The following is a 19,670-nucleotide window of genomic DNA, read 5'->3' on the forward strand; positions in this document are numbered from 1 at the left end:
TTGCTTTGGCAGGATATAGATGATCCTCTTCCTTCCTCCTGATTTTAATCAGAGCGATTGCGTTATAACACACGGTAGGAGATTGGGGGAAACTCATGTGTGCTACAACTTATCGCGAACGAGCAGATGCCGGAATGGCGACGTTACAGACGTTCTACAATCCTGCAACCGGATTATGGAAGACCACAGGGTGGTGGAATGCTGCCAATGTTTTAGAAACAACAATCGATTACTGCACCTTTACAGATTCGCTAACTTACCGCACAAACATTTTTAATACATTTGAAAAAAACAAACGCAATCGTTTCTTAAATGAGTTCTATGATGATCAGGGCTGGTGGGCGCTGACTTGGATAAAAGCTTTTGACCTAACTGGGGAAGTCCGCTATCTAGAGGCAGCGCGCGTGATCTTTACAGACATGACGAAAGGATGGGATAACACCTGCGGTGGCGGAATTTGGTGGAATAAAGAACATAAATATAAGAATGCGATTTCCAACGAATTATTCTTATCGATCGCGGCTCGATTGTTCCTGAGAACGCGCGATCAAAGATATCTCGACTGGGCACAGCGCACTTGGACTTGGTTTAGTAAAACGGGCATGATCAACGCTCGCCACTTGATTAATGATGGGCTGAATGCTCAATGTCAGAACAATGGTCAGCCGACTTGGACATATAACCAAGGTGTGATTTTAGGCGGGTTGATTGATTTATATCAATGTACGAACAATCGAGCATTACTAAAAACTGCTGAAGCGATCGCGGATGCTGCGATTCAAAACCTTGCACCAAATGGCGTACTTAAAGAACCTTGTGAACCCAATTGTGGATTAGATGGACCTCAATTCAAAGGTATCTTCATTCGCAATCTTTCTGATCTGTATCGAACCATTCACAAGCTGACTTATCGCGATTTCATTCTGCGCAATGCCGATTCAATCTGGGCAGAAGCGCGCAATCCTAGGAATCAATTTGGCTTATGTTGGGCACAGAAATTTGATCAAGCCGATGCGGCTCGGCAAAGTGCAGCCATGGATGCTTTGAATGCGTCGATCGTCGCCAGCCGTACCCCAATTGTCTTGCAAGCCGAAACGGCTACCTTGCACGATTTAGTGCTAGAAGCAGTGTATGCAGGCTATGAAGCAGGAGGTTATGTCGCAGGCTGGAATCGAGATGGACAATGGGTGGATTTCAATTTCACCTTGCCGAGCGCTGGACGATTCGATTTGATTTTTCGCTATGCCGCAGCAGCAGGAAATGCCGCGCGATTTATCTTTGTCAATGGCAGAGCGATCGTAAATACTCAACTCTTTCCGGGAACTGGAGATTGGGCAGTTTGGAGTACAGTTACGCTTCCTAATGTCGCGCTGCAAACAGGAAACAATACAGTTTCTCTGATTTTTAATCAATCAAAAGGAAGTCGAAACTGGCTTAACCTCGATCAGCTTATAATCCTTTGATTGATACTGTTCTAGCGAGCTATGAAATCTCGAACTCGACGCTCTCATCAAGTCAAAATCCATGTTGAAAATGGGCGGTTTCAAATTGAGGGCATGAATACCTGGTTCTCCTATTGGCGTGATCCTTATCATTTGGTCTTAACGCTACCTTGGACTGGAGTTGCTGCCTTCATTTTCGTGATCTATCTGGGTATTAATGTTGGATTCGCTCTACTCTATATGCTCGGCGGAGATAGCGTTGCCAATGCGACACCGGGAGCATTTTGGGATTACTTCTTCTTCAGTGTGCAAACCTTTGCTTCCATTGGGTATGGAGCAATGTATCCCCAAACGTTTTACTCGAATACGTTAGTCACGATCGAAGCAATCAGCGGTCTGCTTGCGATCGCCATTCTCGCTGGACTTGCTTTTGCTCGCTTTTCTCGCTCTACGGCACGAGTTGTGTTTAGCAAGATTGCAGTGATTACACCGCATGAAGGTGTTCCAACTTTAAGCTTTCGCGCTGCTAATAAACGGCGCAATCTGATCTTAGAAGCCCAGATGCGGGCCTATCTTTTCCGAGATGAAGAGACCGCAGAGGGACAACATATCCGGCGAATTCATGACTTAGCGTTAGTACGAAGTCAAACGCCCGGATTTGCGCTGACTTGGCTTGTGCTGCATCCTATTGATCAATTCAGCCCGCTTTATGGCATAACGCCTGAAGAAATGATTGAAAGCAATTGTGTCATCCAAGTTAACTTAAGCGGCATTGATGAAACAGTGACTCAAGTGCTGCACGATCGACATAGCTACGTGCCCCAAGAGATTCTATGGAATCATCGGTTTGTTGATATTGTCCATAAAACACCGGATGGACATCGGGTTATCGATTACGCGCACTTTCATGATTCCGAACCGCTTTAATCTGTGGGTCGGATTGAGTCCTGCGGTGGCTCAATCGGGCGCACCACAACACGACCGTTTTCAATGGTTGTACAAAGTTTCTGTTGCTTGGGAGCGACGGAAGCACAACCATGCTCGGGTGATTCTTGATGCTGAATCACAGATTGTTGATCATTGAGAACCTTAACACAGCCAGTACAGGCTGGAACTGAAGCGGGAGACATAGATTTAAGTGACTCTACTTCGATTATGATGCATCTCTGTAGAAAATCAAGTTCGGGTACTACATCAAGTTCGGGCGCTTCGATCGACAATTTCACGTTGCACTTGCTCAAATGCTAAAGCTCCAAGTACTTTATGTGCGGTAGCAGTCGGATGGATTCCGTCCCAAAATAGAAAGCGATCGCAGTTTGTCGCAGTCTCTAAACAGGCGTTCGTCACATTCGTAAAGCCATACTGGTTTGGATCGTTCAATGCAGTTTGATAGATATGAAATACATCGAGTTCGGAGATGGCTAAACCTGGTTGTTCGAGCTTTTCAAGCGTTACTTTGAGTGCTTGATTATATGCGATCGCAAAGTTGGTCAACTTCTGAGCGTTCTCTTGCTGGCGTGTTGCAGGCAGCTTTCCTAGATCTGGTAAATTCGCCACCAATAATCGTTTTGCACCTTGGTTTAAAAGTAATTGCAGCGATTCGTTGAGATTATCAATCGAAACAGTCGGCGTTTCTGTACTAAAGAGATAATCATTTGAACCTGCCCAAACGACAAACAAAGCTTGCGGGTTAAGTCTGGGCTGGTTTTTGAGAAAAGCTTGAACTTGAGCGAGTATGCCTGGAACCTGATTCATCCCCACTTCTCCGGTGGTTGCTCCGCCCCAAGCAAAATTGCCAACACGATCGGCACTCAAATTTAACTTGTCGGCTAGCTCTTCAACCCAAACCTTTCCGTTAGAATGCCGACCCTGATAGTACGGTGGGGCTGGCACTGCACCGTTCGTTGCCCGAAACACATTCCCGACATCTGAAAGACTATCGCCAAATACATAAAGTCGATCAATGGGCTGAACGGCGCGTTGGAATTGAGGCAGCATTACTGGAAGCGTAACCGCGATCGCGGATAAGAAAAAAGCAAGGATCAGCCACATTGCTTTCTTCGAGTTCAAAATAGTTCGTCTCATTTCCAGGATTTCCAAGCACTAGTGATAAACCTAGCAAATGAATCAAAAATCCACTTTAACGATAGAGAGAAATCGCTGCAAATTAATCTCTCTTTGGACTAATGTAATATCACCGTACTCTTACATACAGTGTAGAAGAACAATATGGGTCAGTAATCGGGGGTGCTAGATTGCTACACCCCTTTTGTATGTCTTTTGTATATTGTGCCGTGTGAATTAAGTCGCAACCTGAACTCGATCGCTCACCTCATCGCGCTGAATCAAAGGCTTAATCTTAGCAAGATCGACATAGCGATCGGCAATATTGACCAAACTATCGCTCGTCATCGACTGCAAACTCACAACTTCAACCTGCACACCCCGATACGAGACACTATTCACAACATAGGTTAGATCTCCATCTCCACTGAGCAAAACCATTGTGTTGCAGTACTGCGCCAATTCCAGCATATCGACTGCGATTTCAACATCTAAATTGGCATGTTTCGATCCATCTGGGTGTTGAATCAAGTCTTTCGTCACCACTCGATACCCATGGCGACGCATCCACAACAGAAAGCCTTGCTGCTTCTCATTCCCCGGATCGACTCCCGTGTAAAAATAAGCGCGTAACAGCCTTCTCCCGCCTGCTAGATATTTCAATAACTTCGAGTAATCGATCTCTAATCCAAGCTGCATTGCAGCATAAAAAAGATTCGAGCCATCAATAAAAATTCCAACCCGATCGCTGCTGAGCGAATCCTTTGAACCAGACGGCGAGAATAAATCGCCTGAGTCGTAACCATCTTCCGGTTTGGGTGAAGATGCCCGACGGTTTGCACGTGGCACAAGTTGCATAAAAATTATGGTGAATTGTATAAACTAAGCTCGAATTCCAGCTTCCATATCACAATCAGTTTCGGTGAGGAGCGTGGGGTATTTTGGCTTCGACCTAGCCAGTGTGCGAATCAGGAGCAATACCCTACGCTGCGTCACCTGCTGAAAAATTCAAGACTATCTTTAGGTTTTACCGTGCTTTCCAAGATTGCAGGAGATTATGAAGGCACGAAACACGATTCGTTACATTTATTCTTCTTAGTTCAGAAATAAACCAAATGTGAAGAGTAAGCGAGTTTTGCAAAATTCTTTATAATGTTTTAAGATTCAAATGTCATGGATAAAAAAGGCTTCAATTCTATAAGAGAGCCTCCAAACCTAGTTGCTCGGAGGTAGATCAGATGGAACATGGATGCCCCTTTGGCAGAAATAACAAGACGGTTTCAGGCGAATCAGGCGACGGTATTATTCGCGATGCAGAACGGTACGATCGCGGTGGAGCAAAGCAGCAAGTGCGTGACTATCAGCGAAAGCGCGATCGCAGCACAATTAAACTTCGACCCTAAAAAATTAATTTATTGCAGAATGTAAAGCAGTTTTCTTAAACTTTCTAACAAACTGCGGCGGAATTTGCGACGAAACATGATGCTCTGAATACGAATACTATTAGGGTTCCAAATCGGTCTCCTAGCAAAACCCAAGCTTTCTGAACTCTAAGTGCCGCCGGCATCTGCCTGGGCAAGTCCTTTGATATGAACAGCTCACCTGATGCAAAATAATGTCTTATTTTGCCTTAGGGGAAATTATCTGCTGAACGCGATTCATGATCCAGTTAGTACGAGAACCGGACGGTGTGGAATCATCCCTTCCCCAAGCCCCGGAAAATTCCTCTGAACAGTTACCGCTACTTTTTCCTGAAGAATTCGACGAAACAGATGCCCCAATCCATTTGCATCGAGGTCGATTGATGCTGTTTATTGATGGTGCAAATTTATTCTATGCAGCATCACAAATGGGAGTTGAAATTGATTATGCAAAATTGTTGAACTATCTTCAGCAGCAAAGTACTTTAATCTATGCGTTTTTCTATACGGGGGTTGATCCGAGCAATCTCCGCCAACATGCATTTCTCACTTGGATGCGGCGAAATGGCTACCGTGTGGTGACGAAAGATGTTGTTCTAAATCCATCAGGGTCGAAGCGCGTCAGTAGTATGAATGTTGAGATTGCGGTCGATATGATGCGCTTTGCACAGGATTGCGATACGGAGATCTTGATCAGTGGTGATGGAGATTTAGCCTATGCGGTGAATGCTGTTTCGCATGTAGGGACAAAGGTTGAAGTGATTTCTTTGCGATCGATGACGCACGATCGCTTAGTAGCGGTTGCAGATAACTTTATTGATATCCTTAGCCTTCGTGATGCGATTCAGAAGTCTCCAAGATCTTAGCGAATTGCGATCGCAACAGTTGCAACTGATGATGTCTTGGGATTTCAGATGCACTGGGTTTGAGTTCAAACTGCAAGATAGGGGTTGCGGATTGTTCGTATTGGTCGATCGCGGCTAAATTTAACTGACTAAAATGCGTGAAATAGGTTTGGATGAGTTCTTGATAGGCTTCTAATGAGTGCTGCGGATTAGGTCTTTTCATCGGTTGATCATCGAATAAAAATGAGGCACTTTCTCGCATTACAGAGGCGATCTTCCGACCAAATAGCAAATCGAGAGTGGAAGAGTCGTCACCCGATTCCTGGATCTCAACGAGTTCTTGCTTGATCGGTGGAAATGTGAGGACAAGTTGTTTTGGGCGAGGTTGATCAAAGAATTCGCAAGCTTGATGTACCCATTTCACGAGTTCTTGCTGGTAGTCGATCGCGCTTCGCTTAAAGGCTCCAGTTTCCCAGCTTCTAAAAGTTTGAGTCTGCAAGGCGAGGCCTGCTTCGAGCTGGTATCGCGAGAGCAGTCGATCGAGAGTTAACCAATCGCGGAATTCTTGTAAGCTCGATTCAAAGCCTTTTTGAATCAATCCTTGTGCTTTTTGCTGAATTTGAAATCGTTGATTGAGCGTTTCTGTTTCAGTACGAATTTCTGATTCTAGATCGCTAATTTTCTGCTGGAGTTGTTGTTTGATTTGAACCGTGATCGCTTGAATTCGTGCCGTCTGAGTGGTGCGTGAATTTTGGAAATGAGCGGCGATCGTTTGTAATGCAGATTCAAAAATCGGCAATCCTGATGCTTGTGCGGCAGAACTTTCACCTTTCAACCGAGCGCGTAGCGCTGGGAGTGCATCGACTCGATAGAGATTACTGATTCCGGGCGGTAAGTGCGATCGAAAACTTTCTGCGACAAATCTGAGGCGAGAGTAAACTTGCTTTTGATCGTCAGGATCGAGCAGATTTAGGAAATTGACGACGAAAATCACGGTTGTAATACCGCGATCGAGTAACCAATCTCGAAGCTGTTCTCGCTCTCCTAATGTCATTAGCTTCCGACCATCGAGCACTTGAATGATCACATCTGTGCTCAGGAGTTGATTTTTGACTAAAGTATCTTGAGCTTCGCGATCGTCGGTTCCAGGTAGATCAATGAATTCAATCCCAGTTTTGAGAAAAGGATGGGGACAGAATACTTCAACAGATTTGACATCTTCGCGCATCCGCCGATCGTTATCTAAAATGGCAAACTGCTTGAGAAGGTCAGTTCCGGTTTCGGTAATCGTGCGATCGTCGTTAAATTGAATCGTGGTTTGTAGCGTCTCACCGTATTGGACTCGAATTGCTGCGCCTGTGGTTGGAATCAGGTCAATTGGTAAAGCGCGTTCACCCAAGATTGCGTTCAATAAAGTAGATTTGCCGTAATTGAAGGGGGCGAAGACGGCGATTCGGAGATTGTCGGAGTCGCGTTGACAGATGAGTTCTAGGTCTTGTCGAATGGAATGGTTAGGGGGAAGTTCGAGTGTGCCGATCGCGGATTTGATAATTTCAATTTGTGATTCTATTGACATATCTATCACTCAATCGATTTCTCTGAGTTTTAGAGTTGATTCCCCTAAAGTTAGGGGCAGAGTTGATTCTGCGGAGAAAAGCGATTCTATATTCTGTGTTCGATTTCGACCGCGCTCAATACGTGAGGATTCTAAAACTAGAACGCTGAGCGCAGTCGAAACTTTCTCTATCCCAACAACGATCGATAAATTGATTCCACCCGATCGCAGTGTTGATCAATCTGTGATCGTACCTTCATCAATCGATCGACTTCCACATCTCGATCAATCTGTCGTGATTCTTTCTGACGCACCAAATTATCCAGCTCGGATTTTCTCGATTGGATATCATCGTCAATCCGTTGAATAATTCCGTCCTCATACGCCTCGAAACATTCCTGCACTGAATGATAAATCGGCTGCCATTGCTCCTGAGCAACGCTCGGTAAATGATGCACTAATTCTTTTTTCACTGCTTTTGCAAACCGTTGGCGTGCATCATCGGCTTGAAATGCTCCGATCGCAAGACCCGCAAGCAAGACTCCAAATGGGCCTAAAATCGAGCCAAACAAAAACGCAACGCCAACCGTCGCCACTAAATTCAGCGTCACGGTTCCAAAATCAAATCCACTAATCGCTAGTGCTGCTCCTGCCAAATTTCCGCGCGACAACGAGAACAATCCCATCGCCCATTTTGCCCAACTGGGTGCGCTCTCTTCTTTCTCACTAGAGTGCAATCGAGCTTGAATCCCAGTCATCTTTTCACTAATTTGTGCTGTCACTTCGCTGTAGCTTGCTCCGTGTTGTTCAGCGCGCTGAGACAATTCAGAGAATGCAGCTTTCAGTTCTTGATCTGCTGTTAATGCCCAAGCTGCACACTTATCATTCAGATACTGCTGAAAACCTTGCTGAGACTTGGCATTAAAGCGCTCTCGCTTCGACTCACTAAAGAAATCAAAAAACTGCAGCTCATTCGGCTGATATTTGAGAAAATCCTGTTCAAAGGTCGCTTCCATGCCCATGAGATACGTCCGAAACGAATCCGCGATCGCTCGTGCCTTTTTATCTTCTAACTGGCGAATCTCATCTCGAAAGCGATCGCGAATCTCTGAAAGCTTCTGAAACTCCGGTTCTACCGAATCAATGCGTTGCTTCAATTCTTGAAGATCTTGGTCTAATAACGGAATCCGCAAGTCGATTGATTCTTGCACTCGATGCTGAGCTTGCCGCGCCAAAGTTCTTGCTTTTCTCATCTCAGAAACAGCCCGTTCCTGCGTCAAGAACGTATTCAACGCTGCGAGAAATTCAGGGAATCCAGTGCCATCTAGATTGGCATCCGGATTTTTGATGCGTCGTCTCAATGCTTGAATTGCAGAGATTTCAAACAGCCGCTCATCATAGAGATCGTAACCATCAATGTTGCAATACTCGGCTAAGTTCGATCGAAAAACTCGTCTCAATTTCGATTCAGCCTGCGCCAACTCTTCAGCATCATCTGGATCAATCAAACTCTCTTTCACCTGATCCCAAGCATTGATCAAGAAGAAGACAGACAAGCCGCGATCTTTAATGTAATTCTCTAGATATCGACGTTCTCCAAGGGTGCAAGGCTGCGTCGATCGCATCACAAACAAAATCGCATGACAGTTGTGAATGTAGCCGAGTGAAAGTTCATTGCGCGCTTCAGTATCATTCAATCCGGGGCTATCAACAATTTCAACGCCTTTCTCAAGTAGCGCTAACGGATACTCAACAACTGCGTGACTAATATCTGGAAACGCTTGCTGATTGTTTTGTTCTAATGTTTTTGCCTCTTCTGGAGCGATCGTATATTGCTCCTTAAACGTTCTGAAATCGGTTTGCAACGGCGACTTACCATCATTAAAATGAATCGTCACGCGCTTTTCAGTCCCGTATTTCAGCACGGTTAGCAAAGCTGTGCAAGGATTCACATCGCTAGGCAATAAGTTCTCACCCAGTAACGCATTGAGAAACGTACTTTTCCCACGTTTCATATCCCCAAGGACTAACAGGCGAAATACACCTGCTTTCAGAATCTCCCCTGCATTTGTCAAATCTTCGATCTCGCGTTCTAGCCCTAACTGACCAGACGCGCCTGCACTTTCAGTCTCAACCTGGCGCAAAGTGGTCGAGATCGCGCTGATCTCATCTGCCATCGCAGCTCGATTCTGCGCCACTCGATCGAGATCGTCGAGAAAATTCGTTGTTTCAATTCGCATTAGAACTTTTGCCCTTCGATAAAAACTTTGTAGAGCGCAAACGCGATCGCAACCACAATGAAGATAGTCGCCAAAGCACTTGCAATCCGAATCGCTGCAATCACGCCGATGACGATGCCAACAAAACTGGCAATCTTAATCGCATTGCGTTTCCAGCGCTGAAATCGCGTTTCTGGGGGCTGATGTTTAACGGTTTTATGGAATGGGGGCTGGTTCACTTCTGCTTCAAGTTCGCGCAGTCGCATCGCTAGCTCGCGTTCTTCAAGCTCTTTTTCACGCCGACGCAACTCTTCTTCTCTCGAATTGGCAGAACTCATGATCAGGATCGATTAACGTATGCCTCTTTAGCATTCCCACGATCGCAGATCTCTAAATCGACCTAAATTCTTACATTGACCGCCGAATCTCTGAGCGCAATTTCTCTAACTCCGGATCAACCGGCTGGCTCTGCGGCAATGCCCCCTGATTGATCTGACCTTTCATTGCGGCGAGTTCAGCATCGATTTCGTCACCTTGACCTAATGCCTCAAACCGCTTCTCCAAGCTATCTCCACTTAATTCTGCCATTGCTTCCGATCGCGCTTCAAGCTGCAAGACTTTATCTTCCATGCGCTCAAACGCATTCATGGCGCTACCCGTTCCGACTCGATTTAGCATTTCATTTAATTGCTCAGACGCTTTTGCCGATCGCGCGCGCGCAATGTACATATCTTTCTTCGTCTTCGCTTCTGAAATCTTGCTCTCAAGCTTCATCATGTTCTGCTTCAGCTGAGTGACGATCGCACCTTGCTGGCTTAGCTGCGCTTCCATCGCACTTGCCGTTTCTACGTAGCTTTTTCGTCGCGCTAATGCTTCTCTTGCCAGATTCTCATCGCCTTTTTGCAGCGCTAACTGGGCGCGACGATACCATTCCTCTGAATTCGTTCGGGCTTGAGACGCTTGGCGTTCAGTGCGTTTTTGAGTCGCGATCGCTTGTGCGACAGCTTGGCGAAGCTGAATCAGGTCATTCTGCATGTCCAAAACGGTCTGCTCCAGAATTTTCTCTGGATCTTCCATTTTGCCAACCAGGTCATTTAAATTTGCACGAATCACGCGCCAAATTCGGTCAAACAATCCCATAGCAGCATCTCCGCAGAATGATGAAGGGGTAAACCCCTCTTTTCACTTCACTCAATCCTACCGCACGTTACCGAGCCGTGGCTCTTCTTAGGGTTTGACTTCTGCTGCAAGACCAAGATTTTTCAGTTCTTGAGCTTTACGTTGTGCTTCAGCCTGGTCGCCGAATGCTGCAAGCTGAATCTTGCCATCAGGACGGACAAACGCATCCGGGACAACTTGACGAGCTGCGGCTAAAGATTGATCACCTGTGAATGGAGCCTCAACTTTATATTGATAGGCGTTATTTTCAGGAGCAGTCGTTGCGGGCGATTTGCTGACGCTGACGGATGGCAATAGCACTGAGGAGCCTGCTGAGACTGCAGATTGAGCAGCAGCAGTGGGTGATGGTGATGTGCTTGGCGTTGGGGCAACTAAGGCAGCTGGTGCGCCGGGAGTTGGAGTCGGAGTCGGAGAAGCAGCGACTGTGGGAATTGGTGTCGGTTTAGTTCGCAAGGTAGACAGACTGTCGAGTCCTAATTCCGAGAATTCATCGCGATCGAGTCTGGGTGAATTCTCGGTTAATCCGGTTGGAGACTCGCTCGAATTCGATTCACTGGTCGTTTCAGCAACTTCCTGAGTGCTCAGATTTTGCCAGAGTCCACTGACGATCGCAGGATTCATAATCACGTAACCTAACATCGCGCTTGATACTAACAGCGTCAGCATTGAGCCAATGCCGAAAGGCGTTGATAAGCTCTGTAGAAAGCCTCGTTCAACTTCGACTTTCGCTTCTTCTCGCTTCAAGCTTTTGAGCAAATGCTCAGAGGACTCTAAGTAGTCGTCGGGCGGAGTTGACGCTTCTGCGGCTATGTCATAGAGCGATTCGCCTGCGGTTTCTGCGGCATAGGGAATCATTGCACTGTCGGCACTCTCGCTTGCATCCCCTTCTTCAGTTGCAAGCTCATGCATCGCTGCAACTCCTAAATCAAATGAGATTGCTTTCGGTGGCTCGGTCAGCGTTGGTGTTTCTGCTGGGGGAGTACTGCCGAATGACATTAAATCCAGTGGTTTTTTCGCGGGCTGCTTTGGACGGAGCACGATCGGGGAAACGCTTAAACCAGCCCGTTGTCGTCGATAGCGGGTCAATTCATCTTCGAGACGTAGATCCAAACAGCCTAAAGCCTCTTGTAACTTCGCACTGGGGGCACTCTTTGAGGTTGCTCGATCAGGACGCATAAGGGATAGACTCCTCGATTGAAAGCCGTGAAATATCGTGAACACCAGGAACTGAAAATCTGAGATTTCAGTGTAGTTCAGAGTTTTCAATTCGACGCAAAAATCTTGCTTTGCAAGTCACAATAGATCTAAAGCCTGCGGTCAGTAGTATGTCGTTTCAAGAACTTCAATCGATTTTGGGTGCGATCGAGCCACACTATCATTCGCCAGAACGCCAGCAGCTTCGGCGAATTCTCGAACACTGGACAGATTTGATTGGTGCAGATCTCGCAGCCCAAGCTCAACCCATTGCGATTCAGCGCAACATCCTAGAAGTCGCGACTTCCAGCCCCGTCTGGACACAAACTCTAGTTTTCAAACGACCTAGCATCTTGAAGCAAATTCGCGATCGCTTCGCCATTGATTTGAGCGATATTCGTTTCTCGACGGTGCAATGGAGAACTCCCCAAAGTCAACCTGTCATCGAAGGCGACCTCTGGCAAAATCATCCCAGTCAACTGCCCGCAGCGTCTCAAGTCACAACTCAGTTGCCGCTATTTAATGACAGCCGTACCGCATTTGAACGTTGGTCGGCTTTGATTCAGCGTCGATCGCAACACTTACCTCTTTGCCCGAACTGCAAGAGTCCAACTCCGCCCGGTGAACTTGAGCGTTGGACGGTCTGTAGCCTCTGCGCCGCGAGGAATGCCTAGCCTCATACTTTTTTTATTTTGTATACCGTCCAAATACTGAAGTGAAATTCCTCCTCTTTTTAGAAGTTTAAATTGACCTCGAGGGTGACACTTAGATCATCTGTTTTTTGAGAAATTAAAATAGATTTGAATCAAAAAATTGTCTTTAGATTCTCATAATTCTTGAGACATCTAAATCTGTATAAAAGGGTTTTTTCTGCATTCTCTATGATCCCCAAAGCGTTTTTCGTGAAACAAAATGGGTTTCTTTGAGATTTAAGAATTTTTTTCTGATAACTGCCGAGCGATCCCCAAAATATAAAGACAATATGAAAGGCGTTTCTCAAAACTAATCTCTGAAACTAAGTTGTATCAACGATTTTAGGGATTTTTCTAGATTAACTGCAATCTGAATTTAATTCACAATAAGAACCAGAAAGTGCGTCTTCTTAGCGATCGCATACTCGATCGCGGCTAGTCTCACCAAATTAAATTAATTGAGATTAGTTAACTTATTTCACTTAATGTTGCTTACTCGTTTCCATCAAGAATAAAACTGAAGATTTTGTTAAGAAATCTAAGGCGTTCTTTCACAATAGTAATCACTCGTCCGAAACAATGAAAAGTAACGATGCCTTCACCTCAACTTGTCGCCACTGCCGATTTTACTCACCCGAAGGACGGCGTGGCGGGCACTGTGACCAGCTTAATGTTGCAGTGCGAAGCGGATGGAAAGCCTGTCCGCTGGCGACTCCAATCTTTGAACCCGAATGGGAATTTTCAGGGATTCCTCTATGGCATCGCGAGTCCTCATTTGCCCTTTCTACCCATCCTGAAGGCATCACATTCACTCATACGGTAGAACCGACGACTTCTGAGGCTGAAGTGAAGATTTAGAAAGCCCTATCACAACGAATCGCATCCTGGACGGAGGGTGCGATTTTTTCACGTAAAAACCGCCGAAATGGTTGTCATCTCGGCGGTTTGCTTAAACTAGAGTCGTCCTAAACCGTTCTAGCCAGTCCTAAATCGGTTGCGAAATTGGGGAATAGGGAGCAATTTCTCCATACCCTCAAGTTGCAGGATTTTACAAATCAAACAGGAGCGCTATAGAGCGTCATTCAGGGATTTTGAGCCGGAGCTGCTTGTGCGGTTTGTGCCGGTGGCTCAACATCACCCAGAACCACCATCCGTGAATCCGGCGGCATCACATTGGCTTGCTCTTGGGCAACTTTAGAAGCTTGATGAGGATCAAAATTACGATTAAAGGCAGCTTTTAGGCGACTGACTCGCGTATCTGCTGTTTTTACTTCGGTCTGTATTTCTTTCAGTTTTGCCTGTTGGGTGACCCCATAAGGAATAAGCTGCGTTAGAGCTGCGATCGCAGCAGTAGAAATTAAAGCATTAACACTAAGTTTAATCAGAGCTTCGGCAGCGAGCACCCGAGAACGTACTTGACGGCGGAGCGGTTGCTGAGCGCGTGAGCGGCGAGGTTTTCGGGATTCAGGCGGCTGTGGTAGAGGAAGTGCGTTCATGGATTCATATGACGGGACAGCATCGGAAACGACTCAAGCACGGATCAGAGTTCACTCAAAACGGTGTGACGTGTGAGCAATGTTGAAGCCTGATAGATGTTCTTCGCGTCATGAATTACGAAGAAGATCGAACCCTCAGTAGGTCAAAGAATTGATTTACTGGCGGTAGAGCTAACCCAAGATTACAAATCTGGAACCCAAAATCAAGGCGTACGAGTGAACTAAGCGTGGGTAACAACCCGGAAAATGGGGCAAAACTGCCAACCATTTTCGTGCACTTTATTGAGCAGTTTTCTAATCCAACCTGTCTGGGAGAATCCCTTTCAGGCTGGAAACTTGCCTAAATAGTCTACTCGCTGAATTAAGAAATGAAGCACTGAATTTACAGCTTTCTTTTCTCATATTTGCGAATTGGCATCGGGGCAAGTTTCCAGCGATGGGGTTAGACCTTACTTATAAAGCTCGGTTGATAACCGGAACGCCAAAACTCCCGGAATGAGAGCAATGACGAGTGCGACCAGAACTTGAGTATCGGATAAAGGCATGTTTGAAACTCCTTATCTCAGGGTTATAGTTCCTCAATGTGAACGAAAACGCACATTTCGGAAAGTGTTTGTAACAAGATGCAACAGAGAAAGCGCGTAGATTTGTACTCTTTGCGGCAATTTCGGAATCGTTAATCTCGCAGCTAGGGGATGAATTCGGCGGTTGTCCTGTGGAATTGCGGAAACTCTAGCGCGATCGCGCCTGGAATGCATTCAAGACATTCAAAACTTCTGCCTTGGTCATGCCTGGCTTCAGTTCGGGCATGTACAGCATTCGGATCAGGGCTTTATCGATTTCTGAGAAGCGAGTGATATCTGTCCAAGGCTGATAGAACATGCTGTTGGCATAGCGGTAAGAATCGCGCATTAACCCAAGCGATTGAGTTAATTCTTCTCGGATGAGATGAGATCGCTCTTGCTGGGTGACACCTGTCGTGGTGATCAAGATATTGGCGGAATTGATGATGCCGCGGTGATTCCAACGGGTGACGAAGAAGCCGAAATTGACTGGAACATAGGCAGGCTCAAGCTGCCTGAACTGCGTTTCTGGCGCAAAATGCATCCTGATGTTGGGACTGCGATCAACGAGTTGCAGCCGAATTGCGCCATTTGCTAGGGTATTTAGCTCGCTGATTACGGTTTCTAGAGTTCTAAGATCGGCTTGAGTCGGTTTACCTAGTACTTGAATGCGGATATTGCCGCTCCATTTGCGAATTTTGGGAATCGATTCTTGGTTGTATTCTGACCCGATGGCGACTTCCATAAAGTAATCAATCTGCTCTCGATTGAATCCAGAAGTGGGACGAATCGTTTTTGCTTGAGAAATCTGCATCGGATTCGCAGTATTTGATGAGATCGAACCTCCGCCCATTGTAGAGTCGTCTTTTTGGAAAGAAGAGAGCGATCGCCCAATGCCTACTGCCAAAATGCCCAATGTCAAAGCGCCAGTCAAGATCAAGCTGTGACTGACCAGTTGCACCTTCGATTTCATCAAATTCTCCTTGCTTCGGCAGACTCTTATGTGCTTCTATGTGCTCCTTAGAGTTCCCTGCCTCTTTATCGATCTCATCTGTTCTAAGCTTCTAAGGATTAGGACGCAATCGGGACAGTCTGCTGAATCGGAATTTGAATGATAAATTCTGTGCCTTCTCCCAAAGTTGAGACGTAATCTAGTTTGCCACCGTGTTTCTGATTAATGATTTGATAGCTAATCGACATTCCCATGCCAGTGCCTCGACCCACAGGTTTCGTGGTGAAGAATGGGTCAAAGATCCGCGATCGCGCATGTTCAGGAATGCCACACCCATTGTCAGAAATGGTAATTTCAACCCATCTAGAATGGAGAACAGAAGTCCGAATTTTGATCTGAGGATTCGGTATAATTTTGTCTTCGAGTGCGTCGATTGCATTTGCAATCACGTTCATAAAGACCTGATTCAGTTGCCCGGCGTAACACTCAATCAAAGGCAGATCATCATAGTCTTTAATAATTTGAATGGGTTCGCACTTGTGCTTCTCTAATCGATGCTGCAAAATCAGCAAAGTACTCTCAATCCCAGCGTGAATATTGACTTTCTTGAATTCAGCTTCATCCATGCGAGAGAAGGTTTTTAACGATAGGACAATCTGTCGAATTCGCTCTGTTCCAACTCGCATAGAGGACATGATTTTGTTGAGATCCTGCTGAACAAAATCCAAGTCAATGTCTCGGCTATTCTCAAATCCAGACGTGATTTCAGGGCATTTCTCCCGGCATATCTCTACAAGTTCAACGAGATCTTTGACATAACCTTCTGCATACTTTACATTGCCATGAATGAAGTTGATAGGATTATTAATCTCGTGTGCAATCCCCGCAACAAGTTGTCCTAAACTGGACATCTTTTCGCTTTGAACCAGTTGTAATTGAGTTTGCTGTAATTCTTGAATCGTTGCTTCTAAATCGAGTGCTTGTTGTCGCAAATGTGCTTCAGATTCTCTCAGATCCATTTCGATGATGCTCCGCTCTGTGATCTCAGTTTCTAATTTCTGATTGGTGACAGTCACTTCTCTGCTGCGATCGAGCAAAGCAGCATAAGAGTCTTGCAGCCGATCTGCCATATGGTCGAATTCGTTGGCTAGATGCTCAATTTCATCGCCTGTTCTAAAATTCAATCGATAGTTGAGATTGCCTTTTGCGAGTTCGGATGCACCAAATTGCAGTTGTTTGATCGAACGAATGACAGGCATCAAAATCAGCCAATATTGTGCTCCTAATACGAGAAGAATCAGTGCTAGGGCTGCATAAGTGACAACTTGATCGATTCGTTTTAATCGACCTAATTCTTTGCGACGTTCCGTATCTTCTTGCAGAAATTTTTTGAGAATCTTATCTAAGTCAGCGCTAATTGCGTTCTCAGACTCGCGAATTGTTCTGAAATCTGTCCGAACACGTTCTATCTTTGCATCAGGCTCTTGCAGTGTTTTAGCACTGAGATTCTTTAATAATTTGAATTGAGTTCTGATTTGATCAACTTCAGGGCTTGAGCCGAAAGCCCTCTCAAATTCGCCGATCTCTTTGAAAAATTTCTGCTGTTCTCGCTTTAAATCTGAGTCTTGGCTATCAAGTAAAACGACATCTTTGAGTTGACTGATTTGCCCTTTGAGATTTGCGCGCATTTGATGAACTTCTTCTAATCCATCGCTCAATTTCTGCCGCTTCTCAAAGATATCTTCTTGTGCTTGGCGCACCCAATATTGTCCACCGACCAACACCACAGCCATCACGGTTGTAATGACGATCGAGGAGCTTGAGAACTTACGAGAAATCTTCATGACTCTAGGCTCCCATCATTTCAGAGCGAGCTAGAGGTTTAGCATCGAAAAAATGCTGAGTGTAAGAGTGCTTCATGGGGGCAACGAAACAAAATATTCTGAAAGAGTTCCCTGTCGAAAAGCAACTCAAACACTCAGGAAATTTTTGATGGATAACGATCTAGAACCCTAACAACGCTTTAGATCCGCGGTAATAGGTTGCCCAGCGCTTTGCATCAGGACGAGTTTGCCACTGCGATCGCGTTACCCAAACCGACACCACAGGTGATGCCATACCGCCGTTGCGCCCGACGACGACTACCGAAACCTCATTAGCAAGCAAATCTTGATCGAATCCTCTTTGAATCGCTGCTCGCGCCACATTTTCTGCGCGCCGCACGATCGCTTCATAGGGTTCATTGGAGGCACGATCAAGCGTGACATCAATCCGTGCGGTATAAGCCTGTGCGGGAGTTGGAGCTAGCACCATATCAATTCCCCAAGCTGTGACACCGCACCCAAACGTGAAAAAGCCTACAAGCAAAGAATTACGAAGTTTCATAGGACAAAGAGTGACAAAACGAACAAAGCAATCGAAATCAAGAGAGTTGGGATTCATGTTAGTTCTTTGTTGCAGAAAAGCAATTTTTTTCTATGATGTGGTAGCGCAAGCGGTTCATATATAGTCTTCAATTACAGATGAGGTGTTGGAATGAGCAATTTTTGGGCGATCGCCGTTGGGATAAATCACTACCAGTTCCTTCAACCTCTTCATTTTGCCCAGTCGGATGCTCAATTTCTCTGTGAAAGCTTAGTTGGTGATGCAGGGTTTTCACCGGAACAATGTCTGTTGATTACGGATACATCTCCAGATTTTGCTGACCACTCCACTCATCCCACGCATGAGAATTTGCAGTACTGGACAACGAGTCTAAAAGATAAGCTTCAGCCAGAAGATTCGCTTTGGTGCTTTTTCAGCGGATACGGAATTTGTGTCGATGGAGAAGATTATTTATTACCCATTGATGGCGATGTTTCCCGAATTAAAGAAACAGGGTTCTCAGTGCGATCGCTGTTTCAAACTTTGAAAACTTTGCCCACTCAAAAAATTCTCGTTTTACTCGATATCAATCGAGCCGCTTCCGGTTCTCATGAGAAAGTTGGGACTCAAACGGTTGCATTGGCACGCGAGGCAGGGATTCCGACGTTCTTATCCTGTCGTCCTGAACAGTTTTCTCACGAAGCGCCTGCGTTAAATCATGGTCTGTTTACTCAGACATTGCTCGAAGGATTGCGATCGCATCAATGCTCAACCTTAGCGACGTTAGAAGACTTTTTGAAACTGAGATTGCCTGAGCTTTGTGATCACAACGATCGCCCGCGTCAAGATCCAATTCTGGTTGTGTCTGATCCAGAGCAGCTTTATCAAGTGATCATGCCAGTCAACTGGTCTGAAACCGAATCTTGGGTTCCTGCAACGACTAATCCATTTTCTGTAGAAGGTGATTTATATCTCAATGCCTTAGAAAGTGAGGCGAGTTCCAACTATGGCTTCCAGCCGACTGTGATGGGAGCGACTGCAACTGAAATTCCCGACAGTTTTGCGCTGAACCCTAGTGAATACGAATACGAGCCGATCCAAGCAGATTTGACTCTGCCTGAATCAGAACAGACTGAAGAACTTTCACCTGCGGCTTCTCCAGTGCCCGAAGAGTCGGATGCCCCCGATCAAATGTTTTGGGAACGGTTGTTGTTTGGAGGGAGTGCGCTCTTATTAGTGTTGCTGCTTGGCGTGCTGTTCCGCAACTGGTCGGCGTTTATGGGCGGGCAGCAAACGGCGAATACTCAACCTTCTCCTGCGCCTCAAGCTGTGGCATCACCGAGTCCTGATTCTGGAAAGATCTTGAATGAAGCCCGATCGTTAATCAAACCCACGCTAGCATCAGATGCAAGTCGCGCGATTGATCGGGCGCGCGCAATCCCACCGAATGATCCCCTCTATGCTGAAGCGCAACAAGACATCGATCGATGGAGTCGCAATATTCTAGAAATTGCGCGCAAACGAGCAGAGCAGAAAGAGTTTCAACAAGCGATTTCAGCCGCTCAACTCGTTCCAAAAGATCGACCTCAAGTTTACGCCGAGGCACAGAAAGCGATCCAGCAGTGGCGCAAAGCTCGTTAGACTAAGAATCAGGAAAATTCGCGAAACGATTACATCGAGGAAC

Annotated in this window: 20 protein-coding genes; 7 read left to right on the forward strand and 13 right to left on the reverse strand. The window is 45.9% G+C overall.

The genetic code is table 11. The annotated features are described in order from the left end of the window. Positions 1–95 precede the first annotated feature (95 nt). Both LEPBO_RS41110 and LEPBO_RS0119075 read left to right on the forward strand, forming a co-directional pair. Positions 96–1,463 carry a glycoside hydrolase family 76 protein gene (locus LEPBO_RS41110; RefSeq protein ID WP_017289167.1) on the forward strand — a complete coding sequence of 456 codons (1,368 nt, stop codon included), beginning with the start codon at positions 96–98 and terminating at the stop codon, positions 1,461–1,463. Between the two features lie 21 nt (positions 1,464–1,484). Beyond that, positions 1,485–2,369 (forward strand): ion channel, encoded by an 885-nt coding sequence (locus LEPBO_RS0119075; RefSeq protein WP_017289168.1) that lies wholly within the window; start codon positions 1,485–1,487, stop codon positions 2,367–2,369. Here LEPBO_RS0119075 and LEPBO_RS0119080 read toward each other — a convergent pair. The 3 genes from LEPBO_RS0119080 to LEPBO_RS0119090 form a co-directional block, all read right to left on the reverse strand. After that, complete coding sequence (locus LEPBO_RS0119080) at positions 2,366–2,572, reverse strand: hypothetical protein (protein WP_017289169.1); 207 nt, start codon at positions 2,570–2,572, stop codon at positions 2,366–2,368. The two genes, LEPBO_RS0119075 and LEPBO_RS0119080, sit on opposite strands and share 4 nt — an antisense overlap. Before the next feature lie 64 nt (positions 2,573–2,636). Then, positions 2,637–3,527 carry an SGNH/GDSL hydrolase family protein gene (locus LEPBO_RS0119085; protein WP_017289170.1) on the reverse strand — a complete coding sequence of 297 codons (891 nt, stop codon included), beginning with the start codon at positions 3,525–3,527 and terminating at the stop codon, positions 2,637–2,639. 216 nt (positions 3,528–3,743) lie between these two features. Further along, the gene (locus LEPBO_RS0119090) at positions 3,744–4,364 is read right to left on the reverse strand and encodes a LabA-like NYN domain-containing protein (protein WP_017289171.1); all 621 of its coding nucleotides are present in this window, start codon (positions 4,362–4,364) and stop codon (positions 3,744–3,746) included. A gap of 380 nt (positions 4,365–4,744) precedes the next feature. Between LEPBO_RS0119090 and LEPBO_RS42975 the strand changes: the two genes are divergently transcribed. Both LEPBO_RS42975 and LEPBO_RS37560 read left to right on the forward strand, forming a co-directional pair. After that, positions 4,745–4,909 (forward strand): hypothetical protein, encoded by a 165-nt coding sequence (locus LEPBO_RS42975; RefSeq protein ID WP_017289172.1) that lies wholly within the window; start codon positions 4,745–4,747, stop codon positions 4,907–4,909. 257 nt (positions 4,910–5,166) lie between these two features. After that, positions 5,167–5,793 carry a LabA-like NYN domain-containing protein gene (locus tag LEPBO_RS37560; protein ID WP_017289173.1) on the forward strand — a complete coding sequence of 209 codons (627 nt, stop codon included), beginning with the start codon at positions 5,167–5,169 and terminating at the stop codon, positions 5,791–5,793. Here the strand turns inward: LEPBO_RS37560 and LEPBO_RS0119105 are convergent. The 5 genes from LEPBO_RS0119105 to LEPBO_RS0119125 form a co-directional block, all read right to left on the reverse strand. After that, positions 5,753–7,348 (reverse strand): dynamin family protein, encoded by a 1,596-nt coding sequence (locus LEPBO_RS0119105; protein ID WP_017289174.1) that lies wholly within the window; start codon positions 7,346–7,348, stop codon positions 5,753–5,755. The genes LEPBO_RS37560 and LEPBO_RS0119105 overlap by 41 nt on opposite strands. Before the next feature lie 167 nt (positions 7,349–7,515). Further along, a complete protein-coding gene (locus tag LEPBO_RS0119110) occupies positions 7,516–9,567 on the reverse strand; it encodes a dynamin family protein (RefSeq protein WP_017289175.1) in 2,052 nt (683 codons plus the stop codon). Then, positions 9,567–9,884 carry a hypothetical protein gene (locus tag LEPBO_RS0119115; RefSeq protein WP_017289176.1) on the reverse strand — a complete coding sequence of 106 codons (318 nt, stop codon included), beginning with the start codon at positions 9,882–9,884 and terminating at the stop codon, positions 9,567–9,569. The genes LEPBO_RS0119110 and LEPBO_RS0119115 overlap by 1 nt, the downstream gene beginning before the upstream one ends. A 70-nt stretch (positions 9,885–9,954) precedes the next feature. Further along, entirely contained in the window at positions 9,955–10,686 is a 732-nt protein-coding gene (locus LEPBO_RS0119120; RefSeq protein ID WP_017289177.1) for a PspA/IM30 family protein, read from the reverse strand. An 87-nt stretch (positions 10,687–10,773) separates the two neighbouring features. Continuing rightward, a complete protein-coding gene (locus tag LEPBO_RS0119125; RefSeq protein ID WP_017289178.1) occupies positions 10,774–11,901 on the reverse strand; it encodes a hypothetical protein in 1,128 nt (375 codons plus the stop codon). Positions 11,902–12,050: 149 nt separating this feature from the next. On the opposite strand from LEPBO_RS0119125, the gene LEPBO_RS0119130 reads away from it, so the two are divergent. Both LEPBO_RS0119130 and LEPBO_RS0119135 read left to right on the forward strand, forming a co-directional pair. Beyond that, positions 12,051–12,593, forward strand: a complete 543-nt coding sequence (locus LEPBO_RS0119130) for a DciA family protein (RefSeq protein WP_017289179.1) — start codon at positions 12,051–12,053, stop codon at positions 12,591–12,593. 597 nt (positions 12,594–13,190) lie between these two features. Next, complete coding sequence (locus tag LEPBO_RS0119135; protein WP_086371001.1) at positions 13,191–13,469, forward strand: hypothetical protein; 279 nt, start codon at positions 13,191–13,193, stop codon at positions 13,467–13,469. 224 nt (positions 13,470–13,693) lie between these two features. Here the strand turns inward: LEPBO_RS0119135 and LEPBO_RS0119140 are convergent, their stop codons facing one another. The 5 genes from LEPBO_RS0119140 to LEPBO_RS0119155 all read right to left on the reverse strand — a co-directional run bounded on the left by LEPBO_RS0119140 (position 13,694) and on the right by LEPBO_RS0119155 (position 18,007). Continuing rightward, a complete protein-coding gene (locus LEPBO_RS0119140; protein ID WP_017289180.1) occupies positions 13,694–14,107 on the reverse strand; it encodes a slr1601 family putative cell division protein in 414 nt (137 codons plus the stop codon). A gap of 449 nt (positions 14,108–14,556) precedes the next feature. Then, on the reverse strand, positions 14,557–14,652 hold the full coding sequence (gene psaM, locus LEPBO_RS41115) for a photosystem I reaction center subunit XII (protein WP_071596177.1): 96 nt from the start codon (positions 14,650–14,652) through the stop codon (positions 14,557–14,559). Between the two features lie 187 nt (positions 14,653–14,839). After that, positions 14,840–15,643 carry a DUF2927 domain-containing protein gene (locus LEPBO_RS0119145; RefSeq protein ID WP_017289181.1) on the reverse strand — a complete coding sequence of 268 codons (804 nt, stop codon included), beginning with the start codon at positions 15,641–15,643 and terminating at the stop codon, positions 14,840–14,842. A gap of 98 nt (positions 15,644–15,741) precedes the next feature. Next, the gene (locus LEPBO_RS0119150; protein WP_017289182.1) at positions 15,742–17,466 is read right to left on the reverse strand and encodes a sensor histidine kinase; all 1,725 of its coding nucleotides are present in this window, start codon (positions 17,464–17,466) and stop codon (positions 15,742–15,744) included. A 160-nt stretch (positions 17,467–17,626) separates the two neighbouring features. Continuing rightward, entirely contained in the window at positions 17,627–18,007 is a 381-nt protein-coding gene (locus LEPBO_RS0119155; RefSeq protein ID WP_036046185.1) for a hypothetical protein, read from the reverse strand. 150 nt (positions 18,008–18,157) lie between these two features. Between LEPBO_RS0119155 and LEPBO_RS37565 the strand changes: the two genes are divergently transcribed. Next, a complete protein-coding gene (locus LEPBO_RS37565) occupies positions 18,158–19,627 on the forward strand; it encodes a caspase family protein (protein ID WP_017289184.1) in 1,470 nt (489 codons plus the stop codon). Positions 19,628–19,670 lie beyond the last annotated feature (43 nt).

This window comes from Leptolyngbya boryana PCC 6306 (assembly GCF_000353285.1).
In the GTDB taxonomy this organism is placed as follows: domain Bacteria; phylum Cyanobacteriota; class Cyanobacteriia; order Leptolyngbyales; family Leptolyngbyaceae; genus Leptolyngbya; species Leptolyngbya boryana.

Coding starts and splice junctions, on each gene's coding strand:
- psaM (WP_071596177.1), bottom strand. CDS start 14,652: ATGCCTTTATCCGATACTCAAGTTCTGGTCGCACTCGTCATTGCTCTC.
- LEPBO_RS0119135 (WP_086371001.1), top strand. CDS start 13,191: ATGAAAAGTAACGATGCCTTCACCTCAACTTGTCGCCACTGCCGATTT.
- LEPBO_RS0119085 (WP_017289170.1), bottom strand. CDS start 3,527: ATGAGACGAACTATTTTGAACTCGAAGAAAGCAATGTGGCTGATCCTT.
- LEPBO_RS0119140 (WP_017289180.1), bottom strand. CDS start 14,107: ATGAACGCACTTCCTCTACCACAGCCGCCTGAATCCCGAAAACCTCGC.
- LEPBO_RS37565 (WP_017289184.1), top strand. CDS start 18,158: ATGAGCAATTTTTGGGCGATCGCCGTTGGGATAAATCACTACCAGTTC.
- LEPBO_RS0119105 (WP_017289174.1), bottom strand. CDS start 7,348: ATGTCAATAGAATCACAAATTGAAATTATCAAATCCGCGATCGGCACA.
- LEPBO_RS0119145 (WP_017289181.1), bottom strand. CDS start 15,643: ATGAAATCGAAGGTGCAACTGGTCAGTCACAGCTTGATCTTGACTGGC.
- LEPBO_RS37560 (WP_017289173.1), top strand. CDS start 5,167: ATGATCCAGTTAGTACGAGAACCGGACGGTGTGGAATCATCCCTTCCC.
- LEPBO_RS0119075 (WP_017289168.1), top strand. CDS start 1,485: ATGAAATCTCGAACTCGACGCTCTCATCAAGTCAAAATCCATGTTGAA.
- LEPBO_RS0119115 (WP_017289176.1), bottom strand. CDS start 9,884: ATGAGTTCTGCCAATTCGAGAGAAGAAGAGTTGCGTCGGCGTGAAAAA.
- LEPBO_RS42975 (WP_017289172.1), top strand. CDS start 4,745: ATGGAACATGGATGCCCCTTTGGCAGAAATAACAAGACGGTTTCAGGC.
- LEPBO_RS0119150 (WP_017289182.1), bottom strand. CDS start 17,466: ATGAAGATTTCTCGTAAGTTCTCAAGCTCCTCGATCGTCATTACAACC.
- LEPBO_RS0119110 (WP_017289175.1), bottom strand. CDS start 9,567: ATGCGAATTGAAACAACGAATTTTCTCGACGATCTCGATCGAGTGGCG.
- LEPBO_RS41110 (WP_017289167.1), top strand. CDS start 96: ATGTGTGCTACAACTTATCGCGAACGAGCAGATGCCGGAATGGCGACG.
- LEPBO_RS0119125 (WP_017289178.1), bottom strand. CDS start 11,901: ATGCGTCCTGATCGAGCAACCTCAAAGAGTGCCCCCAGTGCGAAGTTA.
- LEPBO_RS0119080 (WP_017289169.1), bottom strand. CDS start 2,572: ATGTCTCCCGCTTCAGTTCCAGCCTGTACTGGCTGTGTTAAGGTTCTC.
- LEPBO_RS0119130 (WP_017289179.1), top strand. CDS start 12,051: ATGTCGTTTCAAGAACTTCAATCGATTTTGGGTGCGATCGAGCCACAC.
- LEPBO_RS0119120 (WP_017289177.1), bottom strand. CDS start 10,686: ATGGGATTGTTTGACCGAATTTGGCGCGTGATTCGTGCAAATTTAAAT.
- LEPBO_RS0119090 (WP_017289171.1), bottom strand. CDS start 4,364: ATGCAACTTGTGCCACGTGCAAACCGTCGGGCATCTTCACCCAAACCG.
- LEPBO_RS0119155 (WP_036046185.1), bottom strand. CDS start 18,007: ATGAAACTTCGTAATTCTTTGCTTGTAGGCTTTTTCACGTTTGGGTGC.